General features: G+C 66.0%; 12 protein-coding genes. 8 read left to right on the plus strand and 4 right to left on the minus strand.

Translation table 11 applies throughout. From position 1 onward, the window contains the following. Positions 1 to 3 precede the first annotated feature (3 nt). From ACSQ3O_RS06385 to ACSQ3O_RS06395, 3 genes are read right to left on the minus strand one after another with little or no spacing between them, the layout of a single operon-like run. A complete protein-coding gene (locus ACSQ3O_RS06385; RefSeq protein ID WP_137746023.1) occupies positions 4 to 1,014 on the minus strand; it encodes a DUF58 domain-containing protein in 1,011 nt (336 codons plus the stop codon). Positions 1,015 to 1,022: 8 nt separating this feature from the next. Beyond that, positions 1,023 to 2,042, minus strand: a complete 1,020-nt coding sequence (locus tag ACSQ3O_RS06390; protein WP_137746024.1) for an AAA family ATPase — start codon at positions 2,040 to 2,042, stop codon at positions 1,023 to 1,025. Positions 2,043 to 2,071: 29 nt separating this feature from the next. Next, entirely contained in the window at positions 2,072 to 3,019 is a 948-nt protein-coding gene (locus ACSQ3O_RS06395) for a S1C family serine protease (RefSeq protein ID WP_298449110.1), read from the minus strand. A 182-nt stretch (positions 3,020 to 3,201) separates the two neighbouring features. Here ACSQ3O_RS06395 and ACSQ3O_RS06400 point away from each other — a divergent pair, with 182 nt between their 5' ends. The 8 genes from ACSQ3O_RS06400 to ACSQ3O_RS06435 all read left to right on the plus strand — a co-directional run bounded on the left by ACSQ3O_RS06400 (position 3,202) and on the right by ACSQ3O_RS06435 (position 12,090). Then, entirely contained in the window at positions 3,202 to 4,074 is an 873-nt protein-coding gene (locus tag ACSQ3O_RS06400; protein ID WP_436138252.1) for a TatD family hydrolase, read from the plus strand. A 95-nt stretch (positions 4,075 to 4,169) separates the two neighbouring features. After that, positions 4,170 to 4,739 (plus strand): DNA-deoxyinosine glycosylase, encoded by a 570-nt coding sequence (locus ACSQ3O_RS06405; protein ID WP_436138253.1) that lies wholly within the window; start codon positions 4,170 to 4,172, stop codon positions 4,737 to 4,739. Positions 4,740 to 4,748: 9 nt separating this feature from the next. Continuing rightward, a complete protein-coding gene (locus ACSQ3O_RS06410; protein ID WP_436138254.1) occupies positions 4,749 to 5,513 on the plus strand; it encodes a spermidine synthase in 765 nt (254 codons plus the stop codon). Between the two features lie 12 nt (positions 5,514 to 5,525). Continuing rightward, on the plus strand, positions 5,526 to 7,319 hold the full coding sequence (locus ACSQ3O_RS06415) for a GspE/PulE family protein (protein ID WP_137746029.1): 1,794 nt from the start codon (positions 5,526 to 5,528) through the stop codon (positions 7,317 to 7,319). Positions 7,320 to 7,502: 183 nt separating this feature from the next. Further along, on the plus strand, positions 7,503 to 7,991 hold the full coding sequence (locus ACSQ3O_RS06420) for a tripartite tricarboxylate transporter TctB family protein (protein ID WP_137746341.1): 489 nt from the start codon (positions 7,503 to 7,505) through the stop codon (positions 7,989 to 7,991). Between the two features lie 15 nt (positions 7,992 to 8,006). Beyond that, positions 8,007 to 9,518, plus strand: a complete 1,512-nt coding sequence (locus ACSQ3O_RS06425; protein WP_436138255.1) for a tripartite tricarboxylate transporter permease — start codon at positions 8,007 to 8,009, stop codon at positions 9,516 to 9,518. Positions 9,519 to 9,684: 166 nt separating this feature from the next. Then, on the plus strand, positions 9,685 to 10,941 hold the full coding sequence (locus tag ACSQ3O_RS06430; protein ID WP_249367973.1) for a DUF3422 family protein: 1,257 nt from the start codon (positions 9,685 to 9,687) through the stop codon (positions 10,939 to 10,941). Positions 10,942 to 11,205: 264 nt separating this feature from the next. After that, positions 11,206 to 12,090 (plus strand): DMT family transporter, encoded by an 885-nt coding sequence (locus ACSQ3O_RS06435; RefSeq protein ID WP_436138256.1) that lies wholly within the window; start codon positions 11,206 to 11,208, stop codon positions 12,088 to 12,090. Positions 12,091 to 12,132: 42 nt separating this feature from the next. On the opposite strand, the gene ACSQ3O_RS06440 is transcribed toward ACSQ3O_RS06435, so the two are convergent. After that, positions 12,133 to 13,116 (minus strand): M48 family metallopeptidase, encoded by a 984-nt coding sequence (locus ACSQ3O_RS06440; RefSeq protein WP_436138257.1) that lies wholly within the window; start codon positions 13,114 to 13,116, stop codon positions 12,133 to 12,135.

Raw genomic sequence — 13,116 nt, forward strand, 5'->3', positions numbered from 1 at the left:
TCCTCAGGTGGCGTAGTGGGGTTGGGGCGGGGTGGTGCCCGCAGTGGCGCGGGGCGCCCGCACGCGGCGCTGGCGCAGGTCCATGAAGCGCAGCAGCGCATCCACCAGGTCGTCGTCGGTGCACAGCTCCAGCGTGTCGGCCCCGGCATGCGCCAGGCCGTCGCGTAGTGTCGCCTCGCGCTCGGCCGCCAGGCGGGCGAAGCGGCGGCGGAAGGCAGCGTCGTGGGTGTCTACCTGCAGCTGCTCGCCGCTTTCGGCATCGCGCAGCGTGATGAGGCCCAGGTCGGGGAGCTCCAACTCCAGCGGGTCGAGCAGGCGCACGGCCACCACGTCATGGCGCTGCGCAAGCTGGGCCAGGGGCTTTTCCCAGCCAGGGGCGCTGATGAAGTCGGACACCACGAACACGGTGGCGCGGCGGCGCAGGTTGGCCATGGCAGACTGCAGCAGCCGGTGCAGCTCGGTCGCCGCGTCGCCGCCTGGGGGCTGTGGCGCCAGCAGACGGTGCACCAGGTGCAGCACATGGGCACGGCTGCTGCGGGGTGGCAGTACGGCATCCACCGCATGGTCGGCCTGGTGGCTGGCGCCGCCGTAGAGCATGGCGCCCACGCGGTTGCCGTGGCGCGTGAGCAGGCGCGAGAGCACGGCCACAAAGCCGGTGAGGATGTCGCGCTTGGCGCGCCCCTCGGGGCCGAAGCTGATGGAGGGGCTCAGGTCCAGCAGGAACCAGGCGGTCATCTCGCGGTCTTCGGTAAATACGCGCACGTGGGGCTGGTTCAGGCGCGCGGTCACGTTCCAGTCGATGTGGCGCACGTCGTCGTGCGGCTGGTATTCGCGCAGGTCAGCCAGGTCCAGTCCGCTGCCGCGCATGAGGGTGCGGTAGTCGCCCTGCAGCAGGCCGTCGAGCCGGCGGATGACCTTCCACTCCAGCTCGCGCAGCAGCCGGTCTGCCTGCCCGGGCAGGGTCGGCAGCGTGTGGACCGTGGCAGAAGGGTTGTCAGGCGACTTTGTGCTCATGGTGGAGCTCAGGCCACTTTTTGCTCGTGGTGCAAAGGCCGCGCGGGGGCAGGAATCTTGGCCATGATGCGCCCGATGAGTGCGTCGGCATCCAGCCCTTCGGACAGGGCCTCGTACGACAGGGCCACCCGATGGCGCAGCACGTCGGCGGCCAGGTCGGTCATGTCCTCAGGCAGCACATAGTTGCGCCCGCGCAGCATGGCCAGGGCCTGGGCACCCTCGGCCAGGGCAATGGTGGCGCGAGGGCTGGCGCCGCAGGCAATGAAGCCGCCCAGGTCCTTGAGGCCATGGCGTGCCGGCGCGCGCGTGGCGGCCACCAGCTTCACCGCGTACTGCAGCAGGGACGGGTCCACATACACCGTGCGGCATTCGGCCTGCAGCGCCGCCAGCTGGGCGGTGGTGGCCACGGGCAGCACCTGCACGGGCAGGTCCAGCGCGCGCTGCGCAATGACGAATTCTTCTTCCTCGGTCGGGTAGTCGATGAGCACCTTCATCATGAAGCGGTCCACCTGCGCCTCGGGCAGTGCGTAGGTGCCCTCGGTTTCGATGGGGTTCTGCGTGGCCATCACCAAAAAGGGCTCGGGCACCTTGTGGGTCTCGCCCGCAATAGTGACCTGGCGTTCCTGCATCACCTCCAGCAGCGCGCTCTGCACCTTGGCGGGTGCGCGGTTGATCTCGTCTGCCAGCAGCAGGTGGGTGAACACGGGGCCCAGGGTGGTGCTGAATTCGCCCGTTCTCTGGTTGTACAAACGCGTGCCTACCAGGTCGGCGGGTACCAGATCGGGGGTGAACTGGATGCGCTTGAAGCTTCCCTGGATAGTGCTGGCCAGTGTTTTCACCGTGAGTGTCTTGGCCAGGCCCGGCACGCCTTCGACCAGCAGGTGGCCCTGGGCGAGCATGGCGACCATGACGCGCTCCAGAAAGCGGTCCTGGCCCACCACCACGCGTTTGACTTCGTAGAGCACCTGCTCCATCAGGGTGGCGGTGGCGGCGTTGTTCATGGCAGAGGGCGAAGGATGGGTTTCCATGGTGCTCCTTGTCTTGTGGAGTGGCGGGGTCAGAAGGGGGGCATGCCAACGGCCGAGGCCGCGTTCTCTATGGGAACCGCAAACCCGATGCCGATGAAGGTGCGCGCGGGCGTGGGGTTGAGGATGGCGGTGACGATGCCCACCACTTCGCCATCCAGCGTGACCAGCGGACCGCCCGAGTTGCCCGGGTTGGCCGCTGCGTCGAACTGGATCAGGTTGCTGAGCTGGCGCTTGCCCTCGGGCGAGGTGAATTCGCGCTGCAGGCCCGACACCACCCCCGCCGACACGGAGGGGCCGATGCCAAAGGGGAAGCCCACGGCCACCACGTGGTCGCCCGGGCGCAGGTTCTGGGTGGATCGCAGGGTGGCGGCCTCCAAGTCATCGGGCACCTTGTGCGCCTGCAGCACGGCCAGATCGTTCTCTGGCTGCGCGCCGGTGATGCTGGCGGTGGTTTCCAGCCCGTCGTGGAAGGTGATGCCGATGCGGTCGGCGCCCGCCACCACATGCAGGTTGGTCAGGATGACGCCCTTGTCCACGATGACCACGCCCGTGCCGATGCCGCGCTCGACCTCCTCCTTGCCGTTCTTGCTGCGGCTGTAGCCCACTACGCGCACGATGGAGGGGGCGATGCTCTCCACCGCACGTGCGGCGGCCGAGGGCGGGGTGGTGGTCTCCAGCGTGCGCAGCACGGCAGCGTCGATGTCGTCCTGGGTGATCTTGCGGGGGGTGCCGCGGCTGTTGTGCCAGGCGCTGGCTACCAGCAAGGCAGCCAGCAGCACCACGATGGTCCACAGGGCCCACAGCTGGCGCCGGACGGCCGGAGTGTGTGGGGCGGTGGTCGGGGTGGCACCCTGCGGCGAGGGCGGCGCATCGGCCGAGCGCAGGGCAGCGGTTTCAGGCGCTGCGGGTGCGTCCACCGGGTCGGGGGCACGGCTGCGGGCGGGGCGAGAGCTGCTATAGAGGGCGGGCCGGGGCATCCTGTCACCTTTGCTCTGGGAGCCTGCGGGGTGGTCTCGGGACGTCCCCGGAAACGCGTTCGCAGGTTCAATCGCGCCGAGGGCTGGCGCATGCAAATGACGGTAGCACGGTTTGACCGCAAATGCACACGCAGGGCTACCGACCCCGGTGTTGGGCTGGTTCCATCGGGCATCATCGGCACATGACCGCCTGGATTGACACCCACTGCCACCTGGATGCGCCCGAGTTCGATGCCGACCGCAACGCGGTGCGCCGCGAGGCGATGGTGCAGGGGGTGGGCCATTGCGTGATCCCGGCGGTAGAGCGCAGCAACTGGGACACAGTCCGCCTGCTGGCGCACCAGCATGGGGACAGCTACGCGCTGGGGATCCACCCGCTTTACACCGGGCGGGCGGGTGACGGGGATGTGGCGCTTCTGGAACAGGTGCTCGCGCAGCACCACGCCGACCCGCGCCTGGTGGCGATCGGCGAGATCGGTCTGGATTATTTCGTGCCGGGGCTGGACCCTGTGCGGCAGGAGCGGTTTTACCGGGCCCAGCTGCAGCTGGCCCGCCGGTTTGACCTGCCGGTGATCCTGCATGTGCGCCGGTCGGCTGACAAGCTGCTCAAGGGCCTGCGGGACCTGCCGGTGCGCGGCGGCATTGCGCATGCCTTCAACGGCAGCCTGCAGCAGGCCCAGGCCTTCATCGGCCTGGGCTTCAAGCTCGGGTTTGGTGGCGCCGTGACTTACGACCGCGCCCTGCAGCTGCGCCGCCTGGCGGCCGAGCTGCCCGAGGATGCGCTGGTTCTGGAAACCGATGCGCCTGACATTCCGCCCCACTGGCTTTACACGACGGCCGCGCAGCGGGCCGAGGGCCGACCCCAGGGGCGCAATGCCCCGGCTGAGCTGCCGCGCATTGCCGAGGTGCTGGCTGAGCTGCGTGGGCTACCGCTGGCGGCGCTGGCCCGGGCCACCACCGCCAATGCCTGCGCAGCATTGCCCCGGCTGGCGCCCTTGCTGGCGTTGCGGGGCGCGAAGGGCGTTGATGCTGTCCAGAACGAAATTGAGGAGTAATTTGGGAGCTTTGGGCCGTGTGGTGAACGGTTTACAGCTATCTTTTTTTGCTGCCGCCCAAAAGCGCCTGCACGGTTTCGGTCCAGAATCGGTCCATGTCCGACCTCCGTACCCTCGGCTTCGCGCCTGTTCCTGCTCCCGTTCGGTGGCAAGGCTTGCCGCCGGTGGCGTCCGCAGAGACTGTGGTGCTGGTGCTGGGCAGTTTTCCGGGCGCGGCCTCTTTGCGGGCGCGGCAGTACTATGCCCACCCCCAAAACCACTTCTGGAAGATCCTGCAAGCGCTCTGGCCACAACATCCTTTGCCTGCTGCCGGGCCGGAACACTACACACAGCGCTGTGACTGGCTGCTGGCACGGGGGCTGGGGCTCTGGGACGTCTATGCCAGCTGCGAGCGCGAAGGCAGCCTGGACACCAGCATCCGCAATCCCCAGGTCAATGACTTTGCCCGCTTGCTCGGGCGCTGCCCACGGCTCGCGGCCGTGGCCCACAACGGGGCCGAGAGCTTTCGCCACGCCCCTGCAGTGCTGGCCAGTCTGGGGTCGCGGCACAGGCTGCAACTGCAGGCCGCGCGGCTGCCATCGACCAGCCCGGCCAATGCGTCCTGGAGTTTTGACCGTAAATTGGCGGCCTGGGCGGAACTGCTATCGGCCCACCACCTGCTTTGAACGTTTTGAATGACCCGCAAAAAAGAAAAACTGCAAGAGTTGCCCGAAGTCAGCGTGTCGGACGACGGCGAGGTGCGACACCTGCACCTGGGTACGCCCTGGATCCAGGGTTCCATGCGCGTTGCCGACCCGTTTGTGCTGGAGCTGGAGTACGTGCAGCGCATGATGGCCTGGCTGCTGTTTGCCGACCTGGCGCAGGTCTCCAAGGGCCATGCCATGCAGCTGGGCCTGGGGGCGGGCGCGATCACCAAGTTCTGCCACAAGAAGCTGCGCATCTGCAGCACGGCGATCGAGCTGAACCCCCAGGTGCTGGCGGTGTGCCGCCAGTGGTTCAAGCTGCCGCCCGATGGCCCCAAGCTGCGCGTGGTGCTGGCCGATGCGGCGCAGGAGATCCGCAATCCCATGTGGCTGGGCACGGTCGATGCGCTGGCCGTGGACCTGTATGACCATGAGGCCGCCGCGCCAGTTCTGGACAGCCCGGATTTTTATGCCGACTGCCGGGCGTTGCTGACCGAGACGGGCTGCATGACGGTCAACCTGTTCGGCCGGGCGTCGAGTTTTGACCGCAGCCTCCAAAGCATGGCCCAGGCGTTTGGCAACGAGGCGCTCTGGGCCTTCAAGCCCACGCGCGAGGGTAATACGGTGGTGCTGGCACAGCGCACTCCTTCCCGCCCCAAACGCACGGAGCTGGCTGAACGGGCCGAGGCGATCCAGGCGCGCTGGGGTCTGCCCACCACCAAATGGCTGCGGGCGTTCAAGCCGGTGGCTCCCTGAAAGGTTTGTGACATGACTGCTTCTGTGAACATCCCGGGCCGCCTCAAAGCCGCTACATACATGGGGCCGGTAGACTGGCGCCGCATGGTGCAGTGGCTCAGCGATGACCACGTCATTTCGCCCGAGGAGGCGCAGCGCACCATTGCCCGCTGCTCGCAGGCCGAAAGCTCCCAGCACGCGCTGGTGCGGCTGGCCAGTGTGGCCATGGAGCGCGCGAGCGACGGCAAACCGCTCGATATCGAGGCATTGTCCGAGTACCTGGCCACGCGTGCCGGGTTGGCCTATCTGCGCATTGACCCTCTCAAGGTCGATGTGGGCCGCGTGGCCGACAGCATGAGCGCCACCTACGCCGAGCGCCACAAGGTGCTGCCGGTGCAGGTGACGGCCAAGGAAGTGGTGGTGGCCACGGCCGAGCCCTTCATCGACGACTGGGTGGCCGAGGTGGAGCGCCAGTCACGCCGCACGGTGCGCCGGGTGGTGGCCAATCCGCAGGACATCCATCGATTCACTGCCGAGTTTTTTGCGCTCGCCAAATCTGTTCGTGCTGCGCAGAAGGCGGGGGGGAACTCGGGGGGCAGCAGCTTCGAGCAGCTGGTGGAGCTGGGTAAAAGCAATAAGCAGCTTGATGCCAACGACCAGGGCGTGGTCAAGGTGGTGGACTGGCTCTGGCAGTATGCTTTTGACCAGCGCGCGAGCGACATTCACCTGGAGCCGCGCCGCGAGCAGGGCGTGATCCGCTTCCGCATCGACGGGGTGCTGCACCCGGTGTACCAGATGCCCATGGGGGTGCACAACGCCATGGTGTCGCGCATCAAGCTGCTGGGCCGCATCGACGTGGTGGAAAAACGCCGCCCGCAGGACGGCCGCATCAAGACGCGCAACCAGCGGGGGGACGAGGTGGAAATGCGCTTGTCCACGCTGCCGACCGCATTTGGCGAAAAAATGGTCATGCGCATTTTTGACCCGGACAACGCGGTCAAGGACCTGGATGCGTTGGGTTTTGCGCAGCACGATGCGCAGCGCTGGGAGGCTCTGGTCAAGCGCCCGCACGGCATCATCCTCGTGACTGGGCCCACGGGCTCGGGCAAGACCACCACGCTGTACTCCACGCTCAAGCGTGTGGCCACCGAAGAGGTCAACGTGAGCACGGTAGAAGATCCGATCGAAATGATCGAGCCCAGCTTCAACCAGACCCAGGTGCAGCCGCAGCTCGACTTCAACTTCGCAGAAGGCTTGCGCGCGCTGATGCGCCAGGACCCGGACATCATCATGGTGGGCGAAATCCGGGATCTGGAGACTGCCGAAATGGCCATTCAGGCCGCGCTGACGGGCCACCTGGTGTTTTCGACGCTCCACACCAACGATGCTCCCAGCGCCATCACCCGCATGATGGAGCTGGGTGTGCCCCCCTACTTGCTCAATGCCACCCTGCTGGGCGTGCTGGCCCAGCGATTGGTGCGCACGCTGTGCAAACAGTGCAAGCAGCCCGACGAGACAGCCTCGCGCGAGGCTTTGGCCGAGGTCGTCAAGCCCTGGAAGATCAATGGCGCCTACCAGCCCTACAAACCCGTGGGATGCGTGGACTGCCGCATGGGGGGCTTTCGTGGTCGCATGGGGCTCTATGAATTGCTCACGGTGAGCGAGGCACTCAAGGACAGGATTACCCAGGCCCCATCCATCGACACCCTGCGCCGCCAGGCCGTGCAGGACGGCATGCGCCCCCTGCGCCTGGCGGGGGCGCTGCGTGTGGCAGAGGGCTTGACCACCATGGATGAGGTGATTGCGGCCACACCGCCCCTGGAGTAGTTGGCGCTGCGCCACCTGGCGTTCTCTTGGGCGTTGCATTGGCATTGCACGGGTTGTCCACAAGGCGTTTCTTGCGCTGAAGGGGGACTGAGGCGTTACCGGATGTAGGTGGAATCCACATTCGCGCGGGCCCTGCTTGCACTCACAATCGCGCAGTCAAGATTTCCGCCTAGGAGACAATTCGTGAAAATCAAGAGTCAAAAAGACTTTTTTTCCGGCCTCATGTTCATGGGGGTCGGGGTGGCGTTTGCGTGGGGTGCAACCACGTACAACGTTGGTAACGGCGCCCGCATGGGCCCGGGCTACTTCCCTCTGTTGCTGGGTATTTTGCTGGCCCTGATCGGGGCAGCCATTACCTTCAAAGCCAGCACCGTGGAAACACAGGACGGCGACAAGATCGGCAAGTGGGCCTGGAAGCCGCTGTTCTTCATCCTGGCGGCGAACTTCGCTTTCGGCGTCCTGCTCGGCGGCCTGCCCAGCCTGGGCATTCCGGCGATGGGTCTTATCGTGGGCATCTACGCACTGACCTTCATCTCCAGCCTGGCTGGCAATGAGTTCAACGCTAAAGCAGTGTTCGTGCTGGCCACTGTGCTTGCCATCGGCAGCTATGTGGCATTCGTCTGGGCGCTCAAGCTGCAGTTCCCTGTGTGGCCAAGTTTCATCACGGGTTGAGCAGGAGCACCGACCATGGATTTGATTAACAACCTCTCGCTGGGTTTTGGCGTGGCCTTCACGTTCCAGAACCTGATCTACTGCTTTATCGGCTGCCTGTTGGGCACCCTGATCGGCGTGCTGCCCGGCATCGGCCCTGTGGCCACCATCGCCATGCTGCTGCCCGCCACCTACGCACTGCCCCCCGTGGCGGCGCTGATCATGCTGGCCGGTATCTACTACGGTGCGCAATACGGCGGCTCCACCACCGCCATCCTGGTGAACCTGCCAGGTGAATCGTCGTCGGTGGTGACCGTGATCGACGGCTACCAGATGGCCCGAAAAGGCCGAGCGGGCCCGGCGCTGGCGGCAGCCGGCCTCGGTTCGTTCTTCGCTGGTTGCGTGGGCACGCTGATCCTGGCTGCCTTTGCGCCTCCGCTGACCGAAGTGGCCTTCAAGTTCGGCCCTGCCGAGTACTTCTCGTTGATGGTGTTGGGCCTGATTGGTGCGGTGGTACTGGCTTCGGGTTCTCTGCTCAAGGCGGTGGGCATGATCGTGCTGGGCCTGCTGATGGGTCTGGTGGGCACCGACGTGAACTCGGGTGTGGCCCGCTTCAGCTTCGACATTCCTGAACTGACCGACGGCATTGGCTTTGTGACCATCGCCATGGGCGTGTTCGGCTACGGAGAAATCATCGCCAACCTCTCGCGTCCCGATGACGAACGCGAAGTGTTCACTGCCAAGGTCGAGGGCCTGTTCCCGACCAAGGAAGACTTCAAGCGCATGATTCCTGCCGTGCTGCGTGGAACGGCCCTGGGCGCTGCCCTCGGTATCCTGCCGGGTGGCGGGGCTCTGTTGGCTGCCTTTGCTGCCTACACGCTCGAAAAGAAGACCAAGCTCAAACCCGGCGAAGTCCCTTTCGGCCAAGGCAACATCCGTGGCGTTGCATCGCCTGAGTCTGCCAACAATGCCGGTTCGCAGACCTCGTTCATCCCGCTGCTGACACTGGGTATCCCTCCCAACGCCGTGATGGCGCTGATGGTGGGTGCCATGACCATCCACAACATCCAGCCTGGTCCCCAGGTGATGACCAGCAACCCCGAACTGTTCTGGGGCCTGATCGCTTCGATGTGGATCGGCAATGCCATGCTGATCATCCTGAACCTGCCGCTGATCGGCATCTGGATCAAGCTGCTCACGGTGCCGTACCGCTGGCTGTTCCCTTCGATCGTGTTGTTCTGCGCCGTGGGTGTGTACTCCACCAACAACAACACCTTCGACATCTGGATGGTGGGTATTTTTGGCCTGATCGGCTACATCTTCCACAAGCTGGGAACCGAACCCGCGCCTTTGCTGCTCGGCTTCATCCTGGGCCCGATGATGGAAGAAAACCTGCGCCGCGCGCTGCTGCTCTCGCGTGGTGACTGGAGCGTGTTCGTAACGCGTCCGCTGTCTGCCGGTTTGCTGGCGGCCGCAGCCTTGCTGCTCGTCATCGTGCTGCTGCCTGCCGTGAAGAACAAGCGCGAAGAAGCTTTCGTGGAAGATTGACAGCCCCCGGGCTTCCCGCTTTCCCCGACTGAACAACGGCACCCTCGGGTGCCGTTGTTTTTTTGGGCAGAGGCATCCGCTGCTTGCGGCTTCTGCCGGTACACAATCGTGGGCAGAGGTCCGCATGTCCACTCCATTCCATCCCGCGCAGCATCCCCACCGGGCCATGCTGCACAACGAAATCCACGCCCGCCCTCCGGAGGCGATGAACGCTCCCCTGGCCATCGCACACATCGTGATGCTGGCCGATGCTGCCGGGCGTGAGGCGAGCCGGGCCCATGTGGCTGCGCTTTTGCGCGATCACCACATGGCGCTGCCCGATGCCCACACCACCCACCTGCGGATGGATCTGGGCGCCTTTCGCATGCGCTGGGAACTGCACACCGAGTTTGTCACCTGGACCTTCATGGTGCCAGCCCCGGTGGAGGCTTTCGGCGAACGCGAGCCCGCCAGTGCCATCGACGCCGTGCCCCGCGACTGGCTGGCCGCCTTGCCAGGCCAGTGCCTGTGCAGCCTGAACCTGTGGGTGCTGCCCACGCACACCTTTGGCTCGGGGTCTCTGGTCAAGCATGTGCTGCACGAGGACACGCTGGTGGCATCCACCGTGGCCGATGGCCATGGTGAGGTCTACACCGACTTTGCGATCCATGCAGATGGCTTCTCGCGCATGGTGCTGCTGGCGGGTGGCATGACCCCACGGCGCCTGGGGCGCCTTGTGCAGCGCCTGCTGGAGATCGAAACCTACCGCATGGCTGCGCTGCTGGGGCTGCCTGCGGCCCGTGAAGCGGCTAGCGTACTGGCCTTTGCCGAGCGTGAATTGGCCGAACTGGCCAACGCGATCCGCACGGCCAACCGCGACGATGAGCCCGCGCTGCTGGATCGCCTGACCCGGTTGGCCGGGCAAGTGGAGAGCCAGTACGCAGCCTCGCATTCGCGGTTCTCGGCAAGCAGCGCCTATTTCGAGCTGCTGGACAAGCGCATTGAAGACATCGCCGAGTCGCGCCTGGCGGGCATGCAGACCATCCGGGAGTTCATGGACCGGCGCCTGACCCCCGCACGCAGCACCTGCGAGTGGGCGGCGCGCCGCCAGGACGCACTCTCGCAGCGCGTTTCGCGCATGAGCAACCTGCTGCGCACGCGCGTGGAGATCGAGCAGCAGCAAAGCAGCCAGGCGCTGCTGACCACCATGAACCACCGGCAAGACCTGCAGCTCAAGATGCAGTCCACCGTGGAGGGCTTGTCGGTAGCCGCGATCACCTACTACATCGTGGGCCTGGTGAGCTACCTGGCCAAGGGGGCACAAAAATTGGGCTGGCCTCTGTCGGCCGAGACCACGGCGGCCATTGCCATCCCCATGGTGGCTGTGGGTGTGTGGTGGTCGCTGCGGCGCCTGCATCACCGGGTGTTTCACAAGCAGGGCTGAGCGGGCTCGTCTTCACCTTAGTGTTCGCCTTCGGGGGCGGCTGATGCGGACTTCAGGCATCTCCCCCGCCATCGCTGATGAAGGGGGCGCCCGCGCGCAGCTTCGATGGCGCGGGTGGTGTATGCCTGTCACACTCGTTGGCTTGCGGGCTCGGCAGGTGCTGCATGCTGAGCCAGACTGTGTTCTGAAAAACGAGGCCCTGTGTCTTCAGCCCCTTCCCCATCCTCACAGAGGCCCACCCCCGTGCCTGCAGCCAGGGCACACATGGCATCCGGCCTTCTGCTGGCGCTGTTGGGTTCCATCGCATTCAGTGGCAAGGCCATCATCGTCAAGCTGGCGTACCGCCATGGGGTGGACGCGGTCACGCTCATCATGTACCGCATGCTGTTTGCGCTGCCCATCTTTGCCGTGATGGCTTGGTGGGCCAGCCGGGGCAAGCCACCCCTGAGCCGCAAGGACTGGCTGGGCGTGCTGGGCCTGGGGGTCACGGGCTACTACCTAGCCAGCTTTCTGGACTTTGCCGGGCTGGCCTACATCAGCGCCAGCCTGGAGCGGCTCATCCTGTACCTCAACCCCACCCTCGTTGTGCTGCTGGGCTGGCTGCTGTATGGCCGGGGCATCCGCTGGGCCCAGGCCGCAGGCATGCTGGTCAGCTACTGCGGCGTGGTGCTGGTGTTTGGCCACGAGGCCAACCTGCAGGGCACCAACGTGGCCTGGGGGGCGCTGCTGGTGTTTCTGAGTGCGGTGAGCTATGCCATCTATCTGGTCTACAGCGGAGAGCTGGTGCAGCGCCTGGGGGCGTTGCGCCTGGTGGGGCTGGCGACCACGGTGGCCTGCCTGTGTTGCTTGGCGCAGTTTGCAGTGCTGAGGCCCCTGAGCGCCGCTGTGGTGGCGCCGGAGGTGATCTGGCTGTCCGTGCTCAATGCCACGCTGTGCACGGCCGCGCCGGTGTTGATGGTCATGATGGCCATCGAGCGCATTGGCGCGGGCATGGCCGCCCAGGCAGGGATGGTGGGGCCGTTGTCCACCATCCTCATGGGGGTGTGGATTCTGGGCGAGCCTTTCACCGTCTGGGTGGCGGCTGGCACGGCGCTGGTAGTGGTCGGCATTTTTGTGTTCACCCGCCTGGCGCGCCGCCCGGGGGCTTGACGCAGGGCCCTCTGGCCCTGGCACCCGGGGAGCGGTAGTGCCTTACCCCGCCTTTTTTGCTGCGGGCGTCGGCCGGTTGGCAGGCGCTGGGGCCGTGGGTGCGCTACCGCCTCCCAGGCGCTGCGCAATCGTCGCCCGGGAGCCGCCCAGCCCGTCAAGCTGCCGGCCCATGGACTGCTCCAGGTAGTCTAGGCGGGCCTGGGCGGCGGGGTGGGTGGACATGGTCAGCGTGAACATCGGGTTGTCTGGCGTCACGCTGCGCAGCTGCTGCAGCACCGACACCAGCCCGTAGGGGTCGAACCCGGCCTTGGTGGCCATCGCCACGCCGCTACGGTCAGCTTCAAACTCATCGGACTGGCTCAGCCCTTTGGTGTAGACCGTGCGGAACAGCGACAGCAGCTGGTCCTTGACGAGCTGGCCTGCCACGTTGCCCGTGCGGATCTGCGAGGCCAGCAGCTGGGTGCCCACACCGGCCATGGCGCTTTGCCGGATGGCCTGCAGGTGGTGCTTGGCGGTCACGTGCGTGATCTCGTGGGCCAGGATGCCTGCCAGTTCGGACTCGTCGGCGCAGCGGTCGATCAGCCCCTTGGTCACAAACACATAGCCGCCGGGTGCGGCAAAGGCGTTGTAGCCCGCGTCGTCCAGCACCACAAAGGTCCAGGGCAATCCAGGGCGGGGCGACTGCAGGCTGATCCACCGGCCCAGGCGGTTCACGTAGCGCTGCAGGGCCATGTCGGGGTGGGCCGGTTTGGCGCCCAGCAGCAGGGCGGCCAGCTGGCGACCGATCTCGATCTCTTTGGGCTCGTCGATGTTCTCCATCGACTGGGTCAGCAGGCTGATGAGGTCGTCACCTTGTGCCGCCGGCGCGGCCTTGCCGCCCGTGATGGCCGAACCCAGGCCACCGCCCAGGGAGTTCAGCAGGTTGTTCATGACGTTTTGGCTCTGGGCGGCCAGGGGGGCCGCCGCCATTGCCGCGAACAGGGCGACCGCCCCGGCGCAGCGCTTCCAGCTGGAATTCCGATGCAT

The sequence above is a fragment of the Acidovorax sp. LjRoot74 genome (genome assembly GCF_964254355.1).
In the GTDB taxonomy this organism is placed as follows: Bacteria; Pseudomonadota; Gammaproteobacteria; order Burkholderiales; family Burkholderiaceae_C; genus Acidovorax.